This window comes from uncultured Paraglaciecola sp. (assembly GCF_913020055.1).
In the GTDB taxonomy this organism is placed as follows: Bacteria; Pseudomonadota; Gammaproteobacteria; order Enterobacterales; family Alteromonadaceae; genus Paraglaciecola.
This window is the reverse complement of the sequence record NZ_CAJWCF010000037.1, coordinates 17,982-40,217: the sequence shown is the minus strand read 5'-3', so window position 1 is coordinate 40,217 and position 22,236 is coordinate 17,982. Positions and strand designations below refer to the sequence as shown.

General features: G+C 41.5%; 21 protein-coding genes. 15 read left to right on the top strand and 6 right to left on the bottom strand.

The window, feature by feature from the left end; genetic code table 11:
• Positions 1–134: 134 nt before the first annotated feature.
• Together proC and QZ488_RS09950 are read right to left on the bottom strand one after the other, a co-directional pair.
• Positions 135–956 carry a pyrroline-5-carboxylate reductase gene (gene proC / locus QZ488_RS09955; RefSeq protein WP_293748139.1) on the bottom strand — a complete coding sequence of 274 codons (822 nt, stop codon included), beginning with the start codon at positions 954–956 and terminating at the stop codon, positions 135–137.
• A gap of 11 nt (positions 957–967) precedes the next feature.
• Complete coding sequence (locus QZ488_RS09950) at positions 968–1,651, bottom strand: YggS family pyridoxal phosphate-dependent enzyme (protein ID WP_293748137.1); 684 nt, start codon at positions 1,649–1,651, stop codon at positions 968–970.
• A gap of 29 nt (positions 1,652–1,680) precedes the next feature.
• Here QZ488_RS09950 and QZ488_RS09945 point away from each other — a divergent pair, with 29 nt between their 5' ends.
• From QZ488_RS09945 to mazG, 12 genes are all read left to right on the top strand, one after another.
• Positions 1,681–2,724, top strand: coding sequence for a type IV pilus twitching motility protein PilT (locus QZ488_RS09945; protein WP_293748135.1), 1,044 nt, complete (start codon positions 1,681–1,683; stop codon positions 2,722–2,724).
• A 9-nt stretch (positions 2,725–2,733) separates the two neighbouring features.
• A complete protein-coding gene (locus QZ488_RS09940) occupies positions 2,734–3,846 on the top strand; it encodes a PilT/PilU family type 4a pilus ATPase (RefSeq protein WP_293748133.1) in 1,113 nt (370 codons plus the stop codon).
• A gap of 8 nt (positions 3,847–3,854) precedes the next feature.
• A complete protein-coding gene (locus QZ488_RS09935; RefSeq protein ID WP_293748131.1) occupies positions 3,855–4,172 on the top strand; it encodes a DUF2007 domain-containing protein in 318 nt (105 codons plus the stop codon).
• Between the two features lie 6 nt (positions 4,173–4,178).
• Positions 4,179–5,093 (top strand): site-specific tyrosine recombinase XerD, encoded by a 915-nt coding sequence (gene xerD, locus QZ488_RS09930; RefSeq protein WP_293748129.1) that lies wholly within the window; start codon positions 4,179–4,181, stop codon positions 5,091–5,093.
• A gap of 262 nt (positions 5,094–5,355) precedes the next feature.
• Positions 5,356–6,087, top strand: a complete 732-nt coding sequence (gene dsbC / locus QZ488_RS09925; protein ID WP_293748127.1) for a bifunctional protein-disulfide isomerase/oxidoreductase DsbC — start codon at positions 5,356–5,358, stop codon at positions 6,085–6,087.
• A gap of 72 nt (positions 6,088–6,159) precedes the next feature.
• Positions 6,160–7,878, top strand: a complete 1,719-nt coding sequence (gene recJ, locus QZ488_RS09920) for a single-stranded-DNA-specific exonuclease RecJ (protein WP_293748141.1) — start codon at positions 6,160–6,162, stop codon at positions 7,876–7,878.
• Positions 7,879–7,940: 62 nt separating this feature from the next.
• Positions 7,941–8,222 carry a hypothetical protein gene (locus QZ488_RS09915; protein ID WP_293748125.1) on the top strand — a complete coding sequence of 94 codons (282 nt, stop codon included), beginning with the start codon at positions 7,941–7,943 and terminating at the stop codon, positions 8,220–8,222.
• 29 nt (positions 8,223–8,251) lie between these two features.
• Positions 8,252–8,980: a DNA repair protein RecO gene (gene recO, locus QZ488_RS09910; RefSeq protein WP_293748123.1), complete on the top strand. Its 729-nt coding sequence runs from the start codon at positions 8,252–8,254 to the stop codon at positions 8,978–8,980.
• A gap of 1 nt (position 8,981) precedes the next feature.
• Positions 8,982–9,713: a pyridoxine 5'-phosphate synthase gene (gene pdxJ, locus QZ488_RS09905; RefSeq protein WP_293748121.1), complete on the top strand. Its 732-nt coding sequence runs from the start codon at positions 8,982–8,984 to the stop codon at positions 9,711–9,713.
• A gap of 5 nt (positions 9,714–9,718) precedes the next feature.
• Positions 9,719–10,099 (top strand): holo-ACP synthase, encoded by a 381-nt coding sequence (gene acpS, locus QZ488_RS09900; RefSeq protein ID WP_293748119.1) that lies wholly within the window; start codon positions 9,719–9,721, stop codon positions 10,097–10,099.
• 226 nt (positions 10,100–10,325) lie between these two features.
• Positions 10,326–12,482 (top strand): GTP diphosphokinase, encoded by a 2,157-nt coding sequence (gene relA / locus QZ488_RS09895; RefSeq protein ID WP_293748117.1) that lies wholly within the window; start codon positions 10,326–10,328, stop codon positions 12,480–12,482.
• A complete protein-coding gene (gene mazG, locus QZ488_RS09890) occupies positions 12,483–13,292 on the top strand; it encodes a nucleoside triphosphate pyrophosphohydrolase (RefSeq protein WP_293748115.1) in 810 nt (269 codons plus the stop codon).
• Positions 13,293–13,711: 419 nt separating this feature from the next.
• Here mazG and QZ488_RS09885 read toward each other — a convergent pair whose 3' ends face one another.
• Both QZ488_RS09885 and QZ488_RS09880 read right to left on the bottom strand, forming a co-directional pair.
• Positions 13,712–15,805, bottom strand: a complete 2,094-nt coding sequence (locus QZ488_RS09885; RefSeq protein WP_293748113.1) for a trypsin-like serine protease — start codon at positions 15,803–15,805, stop codon at positions 13,712–13,714.
• Positions 15,806–15,927: 122 nt separating this feature from the next.
• Positions 15,928–17,352, bottom strand: coding sequence for an MATE family efflux transporter (locus QZ488_RS09880; RefSeq protein ID WP_293748111.1), 1,425 nt, complete (start codon positions 17,350–17,352; stop codon positions 15,928–15,930).
• A 352-nt stretch (positions 17,353–17,704) separates the two neighbouring features.
• On the opposite strand from QZ488_RS09880, the gene QZ488_RS09875 reads away from it, so the two are divergent.
• From QZ488_RS09875 to QZ488_RS09865, 3 genes are read left to right on the top strand one after another with little or no spacing between them, the layout of a single operon-like run.
• Positions 17,705–18,586 carry a DUF1295 domain-containing protein gene (locus QZ488_RS09875; protein WP_293748109.1) on the top strand — a complete coding sequence of 294 codons (882 nt, stop codon included), beginning with the start codon at positions 17,705–17,707 and terminating at the stop codon, positions 18,584–18,586.
• Between the two features lie 6 nt (positions 18,587–18,592).
• Entirely contained in the window at positions 18,593–19,168 is a 576-nt protein-coding gene (locus QZ488_RS09870) for a nucleotidyltransferase family protein (RefSeq protein ID WP_293748107.1), read from the top strand.
• 60 nt (positions 19,169–19,228) lie between these two features.
• On the top strand, positions 19,229–19,738 hold the full coding sequence (locus tag QZ488_RS09865) for a VC2046/SO_2500 family protein (protein WP_293748105.1): 510 nt from the start codon (positions 19,229–19,231) through the stop codon (positions 19,736–19,738).
• Here QZ488_RS09865 and QZ488_RS09860 read toward each other — a convergent pair.
• Together QZ488_RS09860 and QZ488_RS09855 are read right to left on the bottom strand one after the other, a co-directional pair.
• Positions 19,735–21,051 carry a Na+/H+ antiporter NhaC family protein gene (locus tag QZ488_RS09860; RefSeq protein WP_293748103.1) on the bottom strand — a complete coding sequence of 439 codons (1,317 nt, stop codon included), beginning with the start codon at positions 21,049–21,051 and terminating at the stop codon, positions 19,735–19,737. The two genes, QZ488_RS09865 and QZ488_RS09860, sit on opposite strands and share 4 nt — an antisense overlap.
• Before the next feature lie 118 nt (positions 21,052–21,169).
• Entirely contained in the window at positions 21,170–22,159 is a 990-nt protein-coding gene (locus tag QZ488_RS09855; RefSeq protein WP_293748101.1) for a D-cysteine desulfhydrase family protein, read from the bottom strand.
• Positions 22,160–22,236: the final 77 nt, after the last annotated feature.

Here is a 22,236-nt window from a genome sequence, read left to right as displayed (position 1 = left end):
ATTGTTGCTGCCACGTTAAAAAGCTTGCTTCTGGCATGTTCATGACTATGTCTGCCCATACAGTGTGTTTGTATATACAGCATAGTTCAGTCCTGAGTTATCTGCACAGGCATGTAAATATTTAACTAAGGTATCTAAAATTCCTGAGCCATTTGTTCAGCGCGTTTGACCGCCGCTTGCATGGCGTTGGCAACTATTTGCTCTAAACCTTGTTGCTGAAACGATTCAATCGCCTTGGCTGTTGTGCCACCTTTAGAAGTAACTTGGGTGCGCAAGTCACTTAATTCAAGGTGGGGATTGTGACAAACCATTTCAGCCGCGCCTAACATGGCTTGTTGAACCATTAATCTAGCCGTTGTTTGGTCAAATCCCTGTCGCTGTGCTTCCTTTTGCATAGCTTCTAAAAACAAGAAAAAATAGGCGGGGCTGCTGCCCGCAGCGGCAATCACACCATCAATCATTGACTCTTGTTCAACCCAAGCAATTTCCCCCACTTGACTCATCAGGTCAGCGGCATATTGTTTATCAATGTTGTCGACACTGCTGTCTGCAAATAATCCGGTCATGCCTTTGCCCAAGGCACTGGGGGTATTTGGCATAGTGCGGACAGTCGGAAACGCTCCACCCAGCATTTCTTGAAGACGAGCTGAAGTGATACCTGCTGCAATCGATACAAAAAGTTTATCTTTTAAATTTTGTTTCTGGTCAAACGCCCCACAGACTTGCTCCATAAGTTGCGGTTTGACTGCAAGCACAATGACATCTGCTGCTTCCAGCGTTTGATCATTGTCTTGAGTAATATTAATGCCAAAATCAGCCTGTAGTGAGGATAGTTTGCCAATCGAAGGATTACTGGCTGTTATCAAATGTGCTGGGTAAGCATTTTTGACTAAACCACTAATAATGCTTCTGGTCATATTGCCTGCACCAATAAAGGCTATTTTTCTGTGTTGCATGATTGTCCTTTTTAATTACGCGAGCCAAAAATGGCTGTGCCTACTCTGACCATAGTGCTGCCGTTGTTGATGGCGTTTTGCATATCACCCGACATGCCCATGGATAAGGTATCGACTGTTGAATACTGTTTTTTAAGATCTTCAAATAATACTGACATTTGAGCGAAGCTAGCCGTTTGTTCTGCTTGAGATTGATTGGCTTTAGGGATAGTCATCAACCCGCGGAGCGTGAGGTTAGGCAGTGCGTTGATGGTTTTGGCAAAGTCCTTAAGTTCAGCTTTGTTTATTCCTGCTTTGTTTTCGTCGTCGTCAATATTGACTTGGATACACACATTTAGTGGTTTATGGGCACTCGTTTGATCATTTAATCGTTGGGCAATTTTGAGTCTGTCGATTGCTTGTACCCAATCAAAATGTTCCGCCACCAAACGGGTTTTATTTGATTGTAATGGTCCAATGAAATGCCATTCAATACCATCAAGTGTATGTAACGCTTGAATTTTTTCTACACCTTCTTGAACATAGTTTTCACCAAACAAACGTTGTCCCGATTCATACGCTTGCACAATATCAGATACGGGTTTGGTTTTACTCACCGCTAGCAATTTTACCGAATTTGATAGACGATGGGCATCTAAGGTAGATTGCTTGACGGTTATTTGTGCGCTTTTGAGTCGTTCTGCTATGGTTTCCATATTGCAACATGATACACGGAGAATATTGCTTGGATATTACCGAACTTTTGGCCTTTAGTGTTAAAAATAAAGCCTCTGATTTACACCTTTCTGCTGGTTTGCCTCCAATTATACGAGTTGACGGTGAAATGCGAAAACTGAATGTGCCTGCTTTAGAGCACAAAGAAGTGCATGCTTTGATTTTTGAGATCATGAATGACAAACAGCGTAAAGAATACGAAGAAAATCTCGAAACCGATTTTTCTTTTGAAGTGAAAGACCTGTCGCGCTTTAGGGTGAATGCCTTTGTACAAAATCGCGGAGCTGCGGCTGTATTAAGGACCATCCCTAGTGAAATATTGAGTCTAGATGACTTAGGTGCCCCGCAAATATTCAAAGATATCATTAATCAACCCACTGGCATTGTACTCGTGACCGGCGCCACTGGGTCAGGTAAAAGTACTACCTTGGCGGCTATGATTGATCATATTAACTCGACCAAACGAGAGCATATTCTAACCATTGAAGATCCCATAGAATTTGTCCATGAAAACAAGCTTTGTGTGCTCAATCAACGAGAAGTGCACAGGGATACTCACAGTTTTAACAATGCACTGCGCTCTGCGTTGCGTGAAGATCCGGATATCATTTTAGTCGGTGAATTACGTGATTTGGAAACTATCCGTTTAGCTATCTCAGCAGCGGAAACAGGGCATCTGGTGTTCGGAACACTACATACCAACTCAGCACCTAAAACCATTGATAGATTAATTGATGTGTTTCCTGCAGCTGAAAAGTCGATGATACGGTCTATGTTGTCAGAGTCGTTACGTGCGGTTATTTCTCAAACCTTATTGAAGAAAAACGGCGGCGGAAGGATTGCAGCGCATGAGATTATGTTGGGTATTCCGGCAATCCGAAATCTTATCCGTGAAGATAAAGTACCGCAAATGTATTCGGTTATTCAAACAGGCCAATCTCATGGCATGCAAACCATGGATCAATGTTTGCAAAAGTTAGTCGCACAAGGTCATATTTCGGCTCAAGATGCGGCGGCAAAATCTGTTGATAAGAAGCCGACCTCTAGTTTTTAGGAATTAATTATGGAACTCACGCCTTATTTAGAAGAGATGCAAGGTTTAGGTGCATCAGATTTATTTGTCACCGTTGGTTTTCCAGTTAGTGCAAAAGTTAACGGTCAAATGACACCCATTGGTGGCAGTAATTTGACCGAGGAAGATGCGCTAGCACTGGTGCATGACGCTATGAGTGACAAACAGAAAGATGAGTTTGAGCAAACTAAAGAGTGTAACTTTGCTATTGCCCGCGATGAAATAGGTCGTTTCCGTTGCAGCGCATTTTGGCAACGTGATATGGCCGGAATGGTGGTTAGGCGTATTGTCACGCAAATTCCGCAAGTGTCAGAGCTGGGTTTACCCGAAATTTTAAAAGATGTGATCATGTCCAAACGTGGATTGCTGCTATTTGTGGGCGCCACAGGTACCGGTAAATCAACTTCTTTAGCCGCGTTGATGGGACATAGAAATCAACATTCTAAAGGGCATATTTTAACCATTGAAGACCCTATCGAATTTGTACATGAACATGCAAATTGTGTGGTGACACAGCGAGAAGTGGGAATAGATACTAAGTCGTTCGACGATGCCTTAAAAAGTTCTTTGCGCCAAGCGCCAGATGTGATTTTAATCGGCGAAATTCGCTCGATGGAAACCATGGAATATGCCATGTCTTTTGCTGATACCGGACATTTATGTGTGGCTACCTTGCACGCCAATAACGCCAATCAAGCAATTGAACGGATTATGCATTTAGCTCCAACAGATCAACATGAAAAACTACGCTTTGATTTAAGTTTAAATATGCGCGCCATTGTCGCTCAGCAATTAGTGCCTACTCCTGATGGTAAAGGCAGAGTGGCCGCTATCGAAATATTGCTTAATTCACCATTGGTTACCGACCTTATTCAGCGCAACGAAATTGGTGGTTTGAAAGAGGCGATGAAAAAAGGCAAAGAAATGGGCATGCAGAGTTTTGATATGGCCTTATATGACTTGTATAAAGCAGGTAAAATCACCTTGGATCACGCCATCCATCATGCCGACTCACCAAATGATTTACGTTTGATGATTAAACTAGACTCGGATGAAGGTAATCAACTTGGTTCCTTGTCGAATGTCTCTATTGATATGGACTAAGCATCGCCTTGCATAAAATATTTAGTCATCACGATCGTTTTATGGTGTTTCAAATCAAACAGTTGCTTGATGAAAAAGGCATTCCCTGTTTTGTGAAAAATGAATTTGCTATAGGTGCCATGGGGGAGTTATCACCTATGGATGTGTTACCCGAAGTGTGGGTAAGTGACGAGGAATGGTTGCCCAAGGCACAGCAGTTTATCGATGACTTTCAACATCAAGCAACAGATTCTTCACCTTGGGTATGTAACAAGTGCCATGAACAAAATGGCGCTAATTTTGAGCTTTGTTGGCAATGTGGTGAAGACAATGTTGTTTCAATTTAAACCTTTATGCCGCTAAATAATATCGATTCAGAGCAAATAGAAAACTTTGTAGAAGCAATGTGGCTAGAAAAAGGACTGAGTGAAAATACCCTTAGTGCCTATCGTTCTGATTTAAACAAGTTTGCTATTTTTCTTGCTCAGCAAGGTGAACATGGTCAGTCCGTGCAATTAGTTGATTTTGAGCAAGATATACTCAACCAATATCTAGCCACTCGTTATGATGGAGGATTATCTGAACGCAGTACGTCTCGCTTTTTAAGTAGTCTGCGCAGCTTATGCCAATATATGCTTAGACAAAAAATTCGCAGTGACGATCCTGTTAGTCTGCTACAAAATCCCAAATTACCTCAATCACTGCCTAAAACGCTGACAGAATCACAAGTCGTTGATTTATTAGATGCGCCGAATACTGACGACCCCATCCAATTACGTGACAAAGCGATGTTAGAAGTATTGTATGCCACTGGCTTACGTGTGACCGAATTAGTTAGTTTACGTCTTGACCAATTGAGTCTTCAACAAGGTGTTGTCAGAGTCATTGGCAAAGGTAATAAGGAACGATTGGTGCCACTAGGTGAAGAGGCTGTTGAATGGGTCGCTGCTTTTTTAAAAAATGGACGAGGCGCGTTACTCAAATCCGAAAGTGATATTATTTTCCCTAGCAAACGCGGTGTGGCTATGACCCGGCAAACTTTTTGGCATCGTATTAAGCTTTACAGTCAAATTGCCAATATTCAAACTGACTTATCCCCACACACTTTGCGCCATGCTTTTGCCACACACTTGCTTAATCACGGTGCGGATTTACGTGTGGTACAAATGTTGTTAGGTCATAGTGATCTTTCTACCACGCAAATTTACACTCATGTGGCGACTGAGCGATTGCAGAAGTTAGTGGCTGAGCATCACCCAAGAGGATAGGTTTGAAAACTTGATTTTGGCTATTTCATACCCATTATATTGGTACAGAACCTTGTTGGCATCGAAGTATAAAATTAACGAAATAATATATGTGAGTTGTTTGGGGAATAGTGTGGTTAATGTCCATACGTACTGTTTATTTCTTGGGCATTAGCAACAGTCTCACTGGTTTACTCATTGTGTTCCGTTAAAATAGCGTGTATTGATGAAATTATTCGGCCTACTTAAGGTCATATTTGTATAGTAATTATTTGGACAATCTATGAAGAATCAAACAAAAGTTATCGCGTTAGTGGCAGGGCTATTGACCTTATTGTGTTTTAACCTGTCTGCCGCAGACGAAAAACTAACTTATGAACAGGTAAAAACCAAGTTACAAACTAGTTTGGGGATGCAAATTGCATCGATAGGTGATGCGCCAGTACCTGGTTTATTACAAATAATGACTGCGAAGGGGTTATTTTACGTTAGCGAAAATGCCAGTTATTTATTACAAGCACGTATTTACAATCTAGATGAAGGCATGCGTAATGAAACCGAAGAAGCGTTAGGTGGTATGCGTTTAGGTGGATTGCAGCAGTTTCAAAATGCGGTTATCGAATATAAAGCAGATAATGAAAAGTACGTAGTTAATATTTTTACTGATATTACTTGCGGGTATTGCCGTAAGTTACATAACGAGATGGATAAATACAACGATTTAGGTATCACTGTGCGTTATTTGGCTTTCCCACGTAATGGCTTAAACAGTAAGTCATATTCCGATATGGTGTCGGTGTGGTGTGCAGATGATAAACAGCAAGCCATGGATAATGCTAAAGCAGGAGACACTGTCCCTAGTAAAACTTGCTCGTCAAAAGTCGCTGAACAATATGCTTTTGGTCAATCAATTGGTGTAAATGGTACACCTAACATCATTATGCCTGATGGCTCTGTTATCCCAGGATACCAGCCTCCGGCGCAACTTGAGATGGCACTGAAAGCTATACTATAGTCATACAAACAGGCCTGTGCTAACGCAGGCTTTTTCATTTCTCAATTTAACTGATACTGACTTATGCCAGCTGTGCAAATTAGCCGTAGAACTCAAAAAGATTGCCAACACCTTCCTGCTTCTTTACATCCAAGATTAAAGCAAATTTACGCAGACCGAGATGTACATAACGCCGAGCAACTTAATCGCAGTGCAAAAGCATTGTTACATTATGATCAGCTGCAAGGTGTTGATAAAGCAGTAAATTTGTTGACCAAGGCGATTGCTGATGATCGTAAGATTATGATTATTGGTGACTTTGATGCTGATGGTGCTACAAGCACTGCATTGAGCATGATGTCGCTGACGTTGATGGGCTGCAAAAATCATGATTACTTGGTGCCTAACCGTTTCGATTTTGGTTACGGGTTAAGCCCTGAAATAGTGGAAGTCGCAGCGCAACAACAGGCCGATGTGATTGTAACTGTTGATAATGGTATTGCGTGTTTTGCCGGTGTTGAAAAAGCCAAATCTTTAGGCATGACAGTGATTATTACCGACCATCACTTAGCTGCAGAAACACTACCAAACGCCGATGCTATTGTTAATCCCAATCAACCGGGCTGTGAGTTTTTGTCAAAAAATTTGGCAGGTGTGGGTGTTGCCTTCTATTTGATGTTAGCCCTAAGAGCAGCATTAAAAAACAATGGTTGGTTTGAAAAAACAGGTCTTAAGATACCCAACCTAGCGGAGTTATTAGATGTCGTTGCATTAGGTACGGTAGCCGATGTGGTGCCACTGGATGAGAATAACCGGATATTGGTGCATCAAGGATTGCAACGTATTCGCAGTGACAAATGCAGGCCAGGTATTCAAGCCATCTTAGACGTTGCAGGTCGTGACAAAAGCCGTTTGGTCGCATCAGACTTAGGTTTTGTTGTAGGGCCACGTCTTAATGCTGCGGGGCGTTTAGATGATATGTCTTTGGGTATTGAGTGTTTGATAACCGATGACCCTGCAAGAGCAAGACAGATAGCGGTTCAACTAGATAGCCTTAATCGCGAGCGACGCGAAATTGAAGGTTCGATGCAGCAAGAAGCGGTTAAAGCGTTGGAAGGTCTGAATTTTGAAGGCAGTAAGTTACCTTACGGATTAATGTTATACCAAGCAGATTATCATCAGGGTGTGATTGGTATTTTAGCAGGGCGTATTAAAGATAAATATTATCGTCCAACCATTGCCTTTGCTCATCAGGAAGATGACACCTTAAAAGGTTCAGCTCGCTCAATACCAGGTTTACATATTCGTGATTTATTGGAAGAAATAAACAATCGTTATCCCGATATTATCGGCAAATTTGGTGGTCATGCGATGGCGGCAGGACTCAGTTTACCATTAAAGAACCTATCGGCTTTTGAACAAGTTTTTCATCAAATTGCTGAAGAAAACCTAAAAGATAAACCTTTAGCCGGCGAACTTATTTCCGACGGTGAGTTGTTGGCTCAAGATTTTACTTTGGCTTTTGCTCAATGTTTGAAAGATGCAGGACCTTGGGGGCAAGGTTTCCCCGAGCCACTTTTTGATGGTGAGTTTCAGCTTATTGAACAACGTTTGGTCGGCAGTAAACATCTTAAGATGATGGTTAAACACGAAAGTGGTGTATTAATCGACGCTATTGCTTTTAATATTGATTTGGCGTCTTGGCCAAACACTCAATGTAGCCACGTAAATCTTGCCTACAAGTTAGATATTAATGAATTTCGTGGAAGAACTAGCCTACAGTTGATGGTAGAAGGGTTGATTGCGGTATAAACATTTATGTCGTTTGTGATAAGTGCTAAACTTGTTTTTTTTAAGCTAATTAATTAGTGATCATGGTAAAAAAAACTGACGTAGAAAAATTACTGGATAAACACGATAACCTTACTCATTCAGAAGAGTTGGTTGTGGTGTCTCATGTTCAACGCAAAGACGATGATTGGTTTATGAATACTTTGATGGTTGAGGGTACAGAAGTACCTTTTAAATTCCGTCGCAGAAAAGTATATAAAAACCTAACTGATGCTAGAGTGAATCTAACTTATTACCCCATGACCGAAGAAATTGCCGGTATGGAGTTTGAAGCCATGAAGGTTGTGCGCATAAAAGTGAGTTAGTCTAGGCTCGTTTTATAAGGGTTTTACTGTTGGTTCCTGAGCAACTTACTGGATTTCTGTTACATCGACGCTCCTATCGAGAAACCAGTTACTTAACCGATTTATTTACCCTTGAATTAGGTAAAGTCAGTGCCGTTGCCAGGGGTGTTCGAGGTAATAAAGGCGACAAAAAAAGTTTACTGCAATCATTTCAACCTTTGCTGTTGTCGGTGACTGGTAAACATGAATTGCGTAACCTCAATCAATTGGAATCAGCCGGTTCCATGTTACAACTTGTTGGCCATCAATTATTTTCAGCCATGTATTTGAATGAGTTGCTGAATCGATTATTACCTAAAGAAGTTCCGCACCCAGAGTTATTCCAATCCTATCAGCAAAGCCTGAATTGGTTGGCAAATAACGGTGATATCGAGCCCTGCTTACGTCAATTTGAATTATTGTTGTTGGAAGATATGGGCTACGGTATTGATTTAACTCAAGAATATGAAAATGGCCAGCCTGTCGAAGCGAATGTTGATTATTGTTTGATACTTGAAAATGGTATTAAACGTATTGATCATTTGGCTCAGGGAACGAATAGATTTAGCGGAGATGCATTGTTACAAGTGAGTAATAATATTTGGACGCCAAGCAGTCTACAATGTGCAAAAAGAATTACTAGAATGGCACTCTCACCACTATTAGGGCGTAAGCCACTTAAGAGTCGAGAGTTGTTTCAACAAACTTGGACAACTACCAAACCAACCGGGGAAGTGTGAAATGAAAGAAATTTTACTCGGTGTGAATATTGATCATATTGCTACTTTGCGTAATGCCAGAGGTACAGCTTATCCAGATCCTGTTCACGCTGCAGAAGTGGCCGAAAGAGCTGGCGCGGATGGTATAACGGTGCACTTACGTGAAGACAGGCGACATATTACTGACCGTGATGTGCGTATTCTCAAACAAACGATTCAAACTCGTATGAACCTTGAGATGGCAGTGACCGAAGAAATGTTGATGATTGCTGAGCAAACCAAACCTGAGTTTTGTTGTTTGGTGCCTGAGAAACGAGAAGAGTTAACCACTGAAGGTGGCTTGGATGTGGCAGGTAATCAATCGCGAATGAACGCTGCCTGTGGTCGCTTAGCGGCTGCGGGGATATTAGTGTCGTTATTTATTGATGCTGACAAAAAGCAAATTGATGCCGCTGTGGAAGCGAATGCGCCCTATATTGAAATTCATACTGGGCAGTACGCAGAAGCCAGCAACGAAGCTGAGCAACAAAAAGAGCTAGATATCTTGATTGAGGGTATTCAATACGCTCACTCAAAAGGCTTAAAGGTGAATGCAGGCCATGGTTTGCACTATCACAATATAAAACCCATCGCAGCGATACCTGAATTGTATGAACTCAATATTGGTCATGCAATTATTGCCCGAGCTGCATTTGATGGTTTACATCAGGCAGTGACAGATATGCGCCGATTAATGCAAGAAGCAAGAGCGTAAGCCTAGTGGCGATTATTGGGTTAGGCACTGATGTTGTGGAAATTTCCAGAATTACTAGTCAATTAGATAAGTCACAACGTTTAGCAGAGCGGGTATTGACCCCAACTGAATTGTTGACCTTTAGTGAACACCAATTTCCTGAGCGGTTTTTAGCGAAACGTTTTGCCGCTAAGGAAGCTGCAGTAAAGGCGCTAGGTACTGGAATTGGCAATGGAGTCAGTTTCCAAAATGTGGAAGTAGTGAATTTAACCTCAGGTCAACCGACACTTGTTTTTACGGGTAAATTTGCAGAACTGTGCGAAAAACAAAATATTAGTCGCAGTTTCATCTCAATTTCGGATGAGCAACATTATGCAATGGCTACGGTTATTTTAGAGTCGAGTTAAACTTGCACTGCCATGAAATGACAGCAAGTAAGCACTAAGTTGGTGCCATTGAGCGCTAGTTTGATACAGTAGCAATCAATTTTCCCGTTTTAAGCCTCTTTTATGGGGGCATTTATGCAGTAAATGTTGGCGCGTAATGTGAAAGACCTAAAGTCTGTTTATGTTATCCCACTCAATTATTGCTTTACCTGTTTAGGTTTGTCTAGGTGAAGTAGGACACAGTTATATGGTTTCAATTCGTACAGTACATGAAGATCAACGCCCACCTTTCGAAGAATGGTTGGCAGGCTTAAACCTGTCTGATGCCAGCAAACAAAAACTCAGAGATGTATCCGACAAGCCAGAAATACTGCTAGTTGGGCAGGAAATGGTGGAGATTCTTCACGAATTGCACATGGATGATGAAACCTTACAAGCGGCGCTTATTTATCCTTATTGTGAAGAGCACAAATTAGAAGAAGAACAAATTACTGAGCAGTTTGGCGAAGGTATTCAAAAGCTAATTGTGGGCGTCAGACGTATGGATGCAATCAAATCATTGCATACACGTGCTAACAGTAAAAAGAAAAATGATGAAATCCAAATTGATAACGTGCGCCGGATGTTGTTGGCCATGGTGGAAGATGTTCGGGCTGTGGTGCTTAAGCTTGCCGAGCGTATCTGTGCGTTACAAAAAGTCAAACATGCGGACGAAGAAACCCGTGTATTAGTGGCTCGTGAATGCGCTAATATTTATGCTCCGCTCGCCAATCGTCTAGGTATAGGTCAGTTAAAGTGGGAGTTGGAAGATCATTCTTTTCGTTATTTGCATCCTGTTACCTACAAACAGATTGCCAAGTTATTGGACGAACGCCGGGCTGATCGTCAGCAATATATCGAAGACTTTGTTGATGAATTACAAGGTGTTCTAGATTCTCAGAATATCAAAGCTAAGGTGTATGGAAGGCCTAAACATATTTACAGCATCTGGAAGAAGATGCAGAAAAAACACCTTAGTTTCGAACAACTTTATGACATCAGGGCGGTGCGTATCATTGCTGATCGGCTGCAAGATTGTTATGCCGCACTGGGCGTAGTGCATGCCAATTGGAAACATATTCCTGATGAATTTGATGATTATATTGCCACGCCAAAACCCAATGGATATCAATCTATTCACACAGTGACCTTGGGTAAACAAGGTAAAACAATCGAAATTCAAATTCGAACTGCCCAAATGCATGAAGATGCCGAGTTGGGTGTGGCCGCTCATTGGCGTTATAAAGAAGGTGCTACGTCTAGCAGATCGGGCTACGAAGAAAGGATTAACTGGTTACGTAAAATTCTATTGTGGCAGGAAGAAGTCTCTGACAGTGGTGATTTGGTTGAAGAGTTACGTAGCCAAGTATTTGATGATCGCGTCTATGTGTTCACCCCAAGAGGGGATGTAGTTGATTTACCTCTAGGCTCAACACCTTTAGATTTTGCATACTATATTCATAGTAATGTTGGTCACAGATGTATCGGTGCAAAAATCGCCAGACGGATTGTACCTTTTACCTATCAATTACAAACCGGTGATCAAGTTGAAATCCTTACCGGTAAAAGTTTAAACCCCAGTCGAGATTGGATGCATCCTGGCTTAGGCTATGTTTATTCCTCCCGTGCACGCGCCAAAATTCAAACCTACTTTAAAAAACAGGACAAAGGCAAAAACCAAATTGCAGGTAAAGAACTTTTAGATAGAGAGTTAGCTAAGCTTAATCTTGATACAAAATTAGCTGGCGATGCCATTGCACGTTTTAATTTGCAAAACCTAGAAGATTTGTACGCAGCTGTTGGCGGCGGCGATATTAAAATCATGCAAGTGGTGAATTTTTTACAACAAAAGCATGCCCCAGAGCCTGAATTAAAAATAAAATCCAGAAAACCGCAGTCAGCTAAGTTTAAAAAAGACAGTGTAGTGGTAGAGGGAGTGGGTAATCTGCTCAATCAAATAGCAGGTTGCTGCCAACCTTTGCCGGGGGAATCTATTATGGGTTACATCACTCAAGGCCGAGGGGTGAGCGTACACCGAGAAGATTGTGAGCAACTGAGTAATTTATTAGACCAACACCCTGAAAGACAAATAGACGTGAATTGGGCGAGTAATCTACAAGCGGTATTTCAGACTAAAATACATGTGTTAACCGAAGACAGGGATGGAATTTTACGTGATCTGACAACTGTTATAGCGAACGAACAAGTCACCTTGTTGGGGGTAAACAGTACCAGTGATACTAAGCTAGGCACCGCCAAAATAGAGTTAATGCTTGAGGTTAAAAACCTTTCCTTTTTATCTAAAGCCATCAGTAGACTTCAACTTGTTAGAGGTGTAACAGATGTGTTCAAGGTTGATAAATAAGTGACTCAAGAAAATAACAATAATGCTGAACTAAGCCGTTTGTTAAACATTATTCAGCAACTTAGAGATCCTGAAACGGGCTGCCCATGGGATCAACAACAAGACTTTGCCAGTATAGTGCCCCACACAATTGAAGAAACCTATGAAGTAGCTGATGCTATTTTAAGTGGCAATATGGTGGATATTAAAGATGAATTGGGCGACCTATTATTTCAGGTGGTGTTTTACGCTCAGTTGGCAAAAGAACAAGGAAATTTTGATTTCGAAGATATTGCGCAGACCATCAGCGATAAATTAGTAAGGCGTCACCCTCACGTTTTTCAAACAAGTGAGGTAAAAACAGACGACCAACTGAATCTGCAGTGGGAACAAATCAAACAAAAAGAACGAGACATGGCAGGTAAGCCTGTAGATAAGAGTACATTGGCTAATATCCCTAAAGGTATGACGCCGTTACTACGGGCACAAAAAATACAAAAGAAATGCGCCAAAGTAGGCTTTGATTGGACTGAGTTACCACCAGTTGTTGACAAAATTCATGAAGAAATTGAAGAAGTATTGGCTGAGGTGAACGTATCAACTCCGAATCAGCAGGCTGTTGAAGAGGAAATTGGTGACTTATTATTTGCTGTAGTTAACTTAGCTCGGCACACCTCGGTCAACGCTGAAACGGCATTAATAAAAGCCAATCAAAAATTCGAAAAACGCTTTAGGCTGGTCGAACAAATCATTGATAAACAAGGGCTTAGTATGGAAACTGCGAGCCTAGGGCAAATGGAAGCTGCTTGGCAGAAAATTAAAAGCCAATAACTAACACGAGTTCAGATTAACCCTTTTCAATTATTTTCAACGAAGTCTAAACTTTTTGGGTGCTGGCTTTGACTTATCTATATCTTTGCAACAAACACATTAGGTGTGCTTGATGAAAAAAGCACTAATCGGCTTATGCTTTTGTACATTTTTGTTGATAGTAACCTGTTTAACCCTACTATCTTCAGACCTACGAAATACAGCAACCTGCGATAAATTGGCGACTTTGTCAGCTATCGATAAACTCAATGAGTCCAACTCACAAAAAAGTTATGTTTCACGATTCCCAGTGTTGTGAAGATTTTCTTTCAACTAACATTAGCTCAGGTTAGATATAAAAAAGGCAGGTTATTTGATGAATATCCTGCCTTTTAGATTTGATTATTAGTGATTAGTGATTAGTGATTAGTGATTAGTGATTAGTGTTTAGTTCTCAGTCTAAAGGTTAAGCCAAATAAACCCAGTATCATCCATCCTAAACTTCCACCGCCAGACGAGTTTGATCTAACAGGGGGTGTCACAGGAGGTGTCACTACTACGGCCGCTGGTGGCGTAAATACAAGATTACGGACAAATCCTTTATCTTCTCCCTCTGAAGCGGCTGGGTCTTTGTTATAGGTCCAATTAATTACGTTTGTACCTTCAGCTAAATCAATACTCATTTGCGCAAAGGCTACCTCTCCAGATATGTATTCAATTAGCTCGCCGTTAACGTATAGATATAGTGCATCGTAGGGTTCAAAATAAGGGTCAGTTACTTCCAAGTCGGTATTCTCTTCAGACGATACCGACCAATCAAATGTCAGTACGCCTTCACCTTCAATTTGCGCCACTAACATACTGTCTTGTAAGTGATCTGTTGTACCACTTTCAATCCCTTCATTTGAGCTAGCTGCCCATCCAGATGCACCATTTGAACCACCACTAAATAGGGTGACTGCGTCAGATTCAGTGCCAGCTATTGCGGTTAATTCAGCGGCTGAAAGTAGTGTTGTACCAGTAATAATGCTGATGCTCGTTGTGACTTGGTCATTGTCAGAAGTAATAATCAACTCTGCAGATACTTCGCTAACGGTTGCTGGAAGGTAACTTACACTTAGCTGGCAGCTACTGCCCGCATCTAAGGATACACAATTACTGGCATCCAAAGTAAAGTCACTTGAACCAGACAGCTCAAAGCTCAATCCAGCATTCAGTTCGCTATTATTTGTTACTGTCAGTTCGGTAGTTTGTACTTCGCCTTCAAGACCCAAACCAAAATCGAGACGCTGTTCAATTGCCACGCCATCGGTAATAGCGGACATCCAGTCTTTGAATTGTGACACTCGGGTGTAAACCCCTGGGAAACCAGCAGCAGCGCAACCAATTCCAAAACTTACAATACCCACTTGTTGTACACCAGAACCAGTATTGATAACTAATGGTCCTCCACTGTCTCCTTGGCATGAACCTTTCCCACCTTCAGGGACAGCAGCACAAATCATATTACTTGTGACGAATGAGTTGTTGGTATTCAATACATCGATACATTGCTGATTAGTCATAAGTTGCAAGTCAACGCGATGCAAAATATCGGGGAAATCTGAAGTCGGCCCCTGTTCTGGCGCATAACCAACTCGGCCACCCCAACCAGCAACAGTTGCTATGCTGTTTTCAATGGCGTATTGGTCGGTCACTTCTGACTCTGCTATTTGCACAGCTGGTCCATTCACGGAATCAACTAGCTCTACAAGGGCGATATCGTTATTAAAACCCTCAGCATCATAAAGAGGGTGAATAAAAATATTGGCGATATCAATGGCATTTTCAGCCCCGTCTGCTAAGTCGTATTCACCTACATTCATTTGAAATAGAAGTGCGTTTGCACTATCCACACAGTGAGCTGCGGTAAGCACCCATTTATCTCCCAAAAACGACGCACCACAAGAGGAGTCTTGTTGTAATTCTGCTGTTTCACTAACAGACAAAGAAGCTAAACTGCCAATTTGGTCCAACAGCTCTAGACCATCTTCACGGGTTACTGCCACAACAGGTATAGTGCCAGTGTAGTCATCACCTAAGGTGCCAGATATATTGCCAACCTCTTCATTGTTATAAATAATGGCACCGATACCACCACCTGCTTCGCAGTTATCAGCTTTTTCAGAGAAATTAACATCGCCTCGCTCAATTAAACACACTTTATCTGTTGCATCAGCACATATGACATCGCCGATTCCGCAAGAAATTATCTCGCCGTTTGCTTGTCCGCCAACACCAGAGGTAAAAGATCTTGTTTCGAAAATAACGTTGTTAACACTTAATGACGTGACTAATTCATTAAACGTGACGACATAAGCTGTCATCCAAGGCCAGTTTTCTTGAATGGCTTCTTCACCACCCACGATGCGTGATTCAACAATTTGAGTATTGACTTTGTTTGCTGGTAATAACGGGGATTTTGCCGCTACAGCAGAGCCACACATAAAAAAGAGGGCAGAGGTGATAGCTGTTTTCAAAAAAACTTTGTTCATAAATTCTCCAAATGTTCTGTTCGCTTCTTTCTACGGCATACAGTTAAATTAAGTTTACGTAAAGATAATTAATAGACCGGTATAGTCGTTTTTTATTTCTAAAATATCAACCGGCATAATGTTTAAACTTGTTTGGTTTTCCAGTGGCCTTTTCGAAAAACTGCCAAGGCAATAATGCCGATACACAATGATGCTAAAGGAATCGCAGCAAACACGCCTGACGGCCCCATCTCTAAATTGATGGCTAACCAATAGGCCAGTGGAATCTGCAATAACCAATAACAAACAAAGTTAATTGCAGTAGGTGTCATAGTATCACCGGCACCGTTAAATGCCTGTACTAAGGTCATACCTACAGCATAAAATCCATAACCATAAGCGACAAATTGTAAACATTGAGTGCCATATTGAATGAGGTCGCTGTTATCACTAAATAAACCAATGATACTGGCTGAGAAAAAATAAAAAGCGCAAGCAACAGTAAGCATAAAGGCCACATTATATTTAGTGATAACCCATACCGACTTTTCTGCCCTAGCAGCTTGTTTGGCACCTAAGTTTTGCCCTACCAAGGTGGCAGCTGCATTACTTAAACCCCAAGCGGGTAACATAGTAAACATCACTACTCTGATGGCAATGGTGTAACCCGCAACGGCATCACTGCCAAAATGCGAGACTATTCTAACTAAAAATACCCAGCTGGCAGTTGCAATTAAAAACTGCAAGACACCGCCAAAAGACACTTTTAATATTCCCCAAATAACAGCTAGATCAATATTTAATTTGGCCACAAAAATCTGTATTTTGCCGCTTACGGAAAATAGGTGATACAACTGATATAGCACACCAATACTGCGGCCAATAGTGGTGGCAACGGCCGCACCCGTTAAACCCATCTCGGGAAAGGGACCCCAGCCAAATATTAGAATAGGGTCGAGCACAATGTTAATGCCGCTAGCCAACCACAGGGACTTCATGGCTATTTTTGCATCGCCTGCACCGCGAAAAATAGCGTTGAATAAAAACAAAAATAGGATGCTGGCACAGCCACCCAACATCACGGATGTGTAACCTTCACCCATACTCGTTACGTCTTCGGTTGCCCCCATTAGGTGCAAAATGTCGATAGCATAAATACTTCCGGGAATACCTACCGCTAGCGCTACTCCTAGCCCTAACCAAATAGTTTGCGTGGCCACTTGATTGGCCCCTTGAATGTTTTTCTCTCCGACTCGCCGAGCAACTGTGGCGGTGACCGCCATGCCTAAGCCAATCGCTACAGCATATAACAAGGTGATGACGGCTTCGGTTAAACCTACAACCGAAATAGCCGCGGGCCCTAAAACCGAGACAAAAAAGATATCGGTTATAGCAAACACCGACTCCATCATCATTTCTAAGACCATAGGCACAGACAGTAAAAAGGCCGCTTTGCCAATTGAACCTTGAGTTAAGTCTTGTTGGTTATTACCGCTTAAAGCATGCTTAAATAAGCTATACAGGGATTGTTTAGGTTGTTCTAAATGTGTATCTAATTGATTTCGCATAATAATTTCCATATACCTAGAGCATCGAAGTGCTTTTTGGATCACCCAAAAACAGTTAGATGTGTAGGTTATTACTTAATTTTTATTGGCTTGAGGAGCCTTTAAGTGGGCTTTACACCCTGATAGATTATGCTCGGAGGGAAATCACAGACTTCATAACCGAGCTTATAATCGCATTGGTAACGCAGGCAATTGAATTGTTCATTGACTTACTCGGTTATAAATTAGGCAATTAGAATGCGATCAAATTTACTTTTTGTCAAAATTAAATGATTCAAAAGAACTTTTTTTGTATAAACGCGGTATAACAAAGCACAACTTCATTAACCATAAAAAATAAGGACATTTATCCATGCAATTTATTCGAGCCTTGATTGTTCATGTGGCGGTTTTCTTAATTGCTGTGGGTATTGTGTGGGCCGGCAGTTTTTCTGGACAGTGGTTGAATGCAGATATTGAAACGGGGCTAACTGTGTTTGCGAGCTGTGCATTAATCGCCTTTATCGTGCAATGGATAGCTCTGATCCCAGCTTACGTGCTGAAAACAGAACATTTTTACGATTTAACCGGTGGTGCGACTTATTTGGCCGTTATCATTTTTGCCTTCATTCAAAGTGAGCAACATGATTTACGCTCCATCATCTTAACTTGTCTTGTGGCTATTTGGGCTATTCGTTTGGCTGGTTTTCTATTCTTAAGAGTGCGTAAACAAGGTTCAGATAGCCGATTCGATCAGATTAAACTAAACTTTTGGCGCTTTTCTATTGCTTGGACAGTGCAAGGATTATGGGTACTGATAACTGCAGGTGCAGCAATTGCAGCTATCACTTCAAATCATAAGACTGATTTTGCTTGGATTGGGGCTTTTGGATTGTTGTTATGGTTAATTGGCTTTGCAATCGAAGCTATAGCTGATAATCAAAAACGCCGATTCAAACAACAAAAAAACACCCACAAAGAATTCATTCAAACCGGGTTATGGGCTCGCTCACGCCACCCCAATTATTTTGGTGAAATATTATTATGGATTGGTGTGGCCATCATTGCTTACCCAGCTCTATACCAATGGCAACTAGTAACGCTTATTTCACCGTTATTTGTAATATTATTACTGACAAAAATTAGCGGGATTTCCTTACAAGAAGAGCAAGCAGATGAACGCTGGGCTGATAACCATGATTACCAAACCTATAAAAAGAATACACCTGTACTCATCCCTAAATTGTTTAGCTAAAGCTTGATGGCATCTAGTGAAGAGCAGCGCCTGATAAGGTTGTTGAAAAATGATCCTCAACGAATTGAAATATTAAAGGCTGTCGCCACTCTCTCATTACATGATTGTTGGGTGGTAGCTGGTTTTGTGCGTAACTTAGTATGGGATCATTTACATAACAAAAAGACTGATTTGAATGATGTGGATGTTATTTATTACTGTCAATCTGACACCCAAAGTCAGTTAGCAGATAATGCCACTCGTCAGCTGCAAGCGCTGCTGCCTAAGGTCAATTGGCAAGTGAAAAACCAAGCGTTGATGCATAAAAAACGTCAGCATAATCAGTATCTTAGTAGTATAGATGCGATGACATTCTGGCCAGAACAAGAAACAGCCATTGCAGTGCACTTAGATGAAAGTGGTTGTTTTTCTATTATTGCCCCTTTTGGCCTTAGTTCTTTGTTTGAACAACGTATTACTTTTAACCCTAAAGGCAATGAGCAGGTTTTTTGGCAGAGGATAGAGCAAAAGCTTTGGCTAACGACTTGGCCTCAGTTGGTGGTAGAGAAAGCCATTAGCGCAAATAAGAACATACAAGCCTAAAGTCTTTGCCTGTAGACGCGATAACTAAAGTACCTTATTTTTTTCTTAGTGATTACCGTTTTGTTCGACCCGGTCAATACAAATCAACCTGATAATAACGCTACTAATGCTGCGTTATTATCGAGTGACTATGAACTTAACGGCACGATCAATCGTGCTGCGAGTGAAGGTGCGAAATTTGCGTTAATACTGGCAATGCTAGAACAAGACTGCACACATCGACCACATATAGAAAAACCAAAAGACACAAATCAAATTCCAGAGGTCGAAAATGACCTTAATTATTACCGCTCAAACCCTTTAAGCGCTAATGATGCATACTGGCAAACCTGCCAACAAACCAGTCAATTAATACAGGGTGGACAAATACTATCTGCCCATCTTTGGTTAGCTATGCATCCGGAACCTTTATCGCTGCACAACCAAGCAAATTCAATTAATGATGAGGTTATCGCCAACTGCAACATCAATACCCAAACCCGTCTGCAGCTAGCTAAACAAAAGGCGCTGAAGGTAGATGAAACAGGCTTGTATGATATTTTGCAGGAACTCGACCCCATTTCTGCTTAGATAAAGTCGTCGACTGCCTTGTCTTTGAATGTTGGTAAACCTGTGGCTATGGCCAAGACAGCAAACACCAATATCAACATTGGATACCAGCAATATGGGGTTAACGCCAAGGGCGATACACCAGCGAGACTGGCAGCCACTAAGAGTTGTCCCCCATAAGGCACTAGGCCTTGAAAACCACAAGAAAAGATATCCAGTAAACTCGCAGAACGCCTTGGATCTAATTGATATTTTTCACCAAATTCTTTGACTATCGGCCCCGAAGTAACAATGGCTATAGTATTGTTGGCGGTAGCGATATCTAAGGCACTGACTAAAGCCGCAGTGCCGTATTCAGCGCCTTTTTTGTTGTTGATGCGTTTAGTTATATGGGTAACTAACCACTGCATACCGCCATAGGCCTTCATTAATGCCACTATGCCACCAATCATTAGCGCGATGGCCACCATGTCTTGCATCCACCCCATACCTTTTTGAAGGCTTTGCAACACAGACGCAAAGGTAAATAACCCCTTTGATAAACCCACTATACAAGCACTACCAATGCCAATGCCTAATACACCAATGACGTTAACGCCCAATAACGCACAGCTAATAATTAACAAATAGGGCAGTATTAGCCAAGCATCGTATTCCTTAGGCGTAATGTCAGCAGTGCCATCAATATGCACAAACAAGAGTAAAACCACGGTGAGTAACGCTGCAGGTAAAACAATGAGTAAATTAGCCTTGAATTTGTCTCGCATCTGAACACCTTGGGTACGCGTTGCAGCTATGGTGGTATCAGAAATAAAGGACAAGTTATCACCAAACATTGCCCCGCCAATTACAATACCCACAGTCAGTGGAATAGGCACGCCTAGGCTTTCGGCTAAACCAATGCCAATTGGAGTAATGGCGGTAATGGTGCCCATAGAGGTGCCCATGGCGAAGGCAATAAAACAAGCAATCACAAACAAACCAGGTAATAGGTAGGCCGTGGGTACATAATTCAACGCCCAATTTACTGTGGCGTCACGGGCACCAATGTCAATTGTGACCGCATAAAAAGCCCCGGCCAGTAGAAAAATTATCGCCAGTAAAATGATGGTTTTGTCGCCACCACCCTTACAAAAAATATCAACTTTTTCGGCTATAGATAATCTCGAGTCTTTGTTGTTAAGCAGTAAGGCATAACCTGCCGAGATAACAAACGCGACTAAAATTGGCATAGTAGAAAAATTTTGTGTCAACAGCCCACTGCCGATCACCAAGAGCATAAATAACAATATTGGGGTTAAGCCCCAAAAGCTCTCAGTAGGTTGTTTTTCCATCAAGATGTACCTTTTAATTTATTATAAAACAAAGTGTTATACAGATTGGCGTTAATGTTATAGCAAAGGACTAGAGTGGCAATAGTTTAAGCCGGTTTGGGTTAGTTATTGGGTTCCTTTAACGAGCACAATCTAAATCATCTGCATAGGCAAACAATGAGGGAGCGCCACCCGTATGCCAAAAAAGTACCTTGTCATTTTTTTCAAACTTGCCAGAACGAACAAAGTGAATTAGCCCACTCATGGCTCTTGCGGTATAAACCGGATCTAATAATATGCCTTCCAACTTGGCCGTTAATGTTATGGCTTCATTCTCCTGAGGCCCTACAATGCCATAACCCTTACCAACATAATCTGAATTGAGAATTAGCTGATCTTTTGAAAAGGTATAATTAAGGTCGATAATATTTGCGGTATTATTAACGAGTTGGGTAATCTGTTGGTCAAATTGCATGGCAGAATTGGCCTCTTTATCAATATTAATACCGATTAATTCAAAGGTTTTATTGTAAATTTGTTTACCTAAAATTAGTCCAGCATGCGTACCGCCGGAGCTTGATGCAAATATCACATGGGAAAATTCAGCCCCGGTGTTTTGCTGCTCTAACTCTGCAACAGCATCTATAAATGACAACGCGCCCAATTCATTTGAGCCACCATAAGGCACTATATAGGGCTTTTTACCTTCAGCTTGAAGCTGTGAAAATATACGGGCGATATCTTCCCCTTTTCTATTCGAGCCAGTCCAATGAATGTGGCAAGCAAAAAGATGATCTAATAATAAGTTGCCTTGGGCTTTAAGTGGCGCGTCCCCGCCCAGTAATAAATGGCATTCCAAGTTTAACTTTGCAGCCGCTGCGGCTGTTTGTCGGCAATGGTTAGACTGAGCGGCACCTGCTGTAATAATGGTATCGCAGCCGTGTTTTAACGCGTCTGCCAATATGTATTCCAGTTTTCTGGTTTTATTGCCCCCTAAAGCCAAACCTGTTAGGTCATCTCTTTTCATGAATATCTTGGGACCACCTAGAAAATGACTTAACCTAGATAATTCAACCAAAGGAGTAGGGAAAAAGCCTAAGGAGGTTTTCTCAAATTTTTCTAAGTGCATAATCTGTCTTCTATTTACTGGTAATCTTGAGTGAGTATATAAGTTAATACGTCTTTAGCGACATGTCTGTTTTATAA

Bases quoted from the DNA above. Each gene is read 5' to 3' on its own strand.
- pdxJ (WP_293748121.1), top strand. From the start codon at position 8,982: ATGAAAGAAATTTTACTCGGTGTGAATATTGATCATATTGCTACTTTG.
- proC (WP_293748139.1), bottom strand. From the start codon at position 956: ATGCAACACAGAAAAATAGCCTTTATTGGTGCAGGCAATATGACCAGA.
- dsbC (WP_293748127.1), top strand. From the start codon at position 5,356: ATGAAGAATCAAACAAAAGTTATCGCGTTAGTGGCAGGGCTATTGACC.
- QZ488_RS09870 (WP_293748107.1), top strand. From the start codon at position 18,593: ATGGCATCTAGTGAAGAGCAGCGCCTGATAAGGTTGTTGAAAAATGAT.
- QZ488_RS09915 (WP_293748125.1), top strand. From the start codon at position 7,941: ATGGTAAAAAAAACTGACGTAGAAAAATTACTGGATAAACACGATAAC.
- QZ488_RS09940 (WP_293748133.1), top strand. From the start codon at position 2,734: ATGGAACTCACGCCTTATTTAGAAGAGATGCAAGGTTTAGGTGCATCA.
- QZ488_RS09950 (WP_293748137.1), bottom strand. From the start codon at position 1,651: ATGGAAACCATAGCAGAACGACTCAAAAGCGCACAAATAACCGTCAAG.
- QZ488_RS09860 (WP_293748103.1), bottom strand. From the start codon at position 21,051: ATGGAAAAACAACCTACTGAGAGCTTTTGGGGCTTAACCCCAATATTG.
- QZ488_RS09880 (WP_293748111.1), bottom strand. From the start codon at position 17,352: ATGCGAAATCAATTAGATACACATTTAGAACAACCTAAACAATCCCTG.
- relA (WP_293748117.1), top strand. From the start codon at position 10,326: ATGGTTTCAATTCGTACAGTACATGAAGATCAACGCCCACCTTTCGAA.
- QZ488_RS09885 (WP_293748113.1), bottom strand. From the start codon at position 15,805: ATGAACAAAGTTTTTTTGAAAACAGCTATCACCTCTGCCCTCTTTTTT.
- QZ488_RS09875 (WP_293748109.1), top strand. From the start codon at position 17,705: ATGCAATTTATTCGAGCCTTGATTGTTCATGTGGCGGTTTTCTTAATT.
- QZ488_RS09855 (WP_293748101.1), bottom strand. From the start codon at position 22,159: ATGCACTTAGAAAAATTTGAGAAAACCTCCTTAGGCTTTTTCCCTACT.
- xerD (WP_293748129.1), top strand. From the start codon at position 4,179: ATGCCGCTAAATAATATCGATTCAGAGCAAATAGAAAACTTTGTAGAA.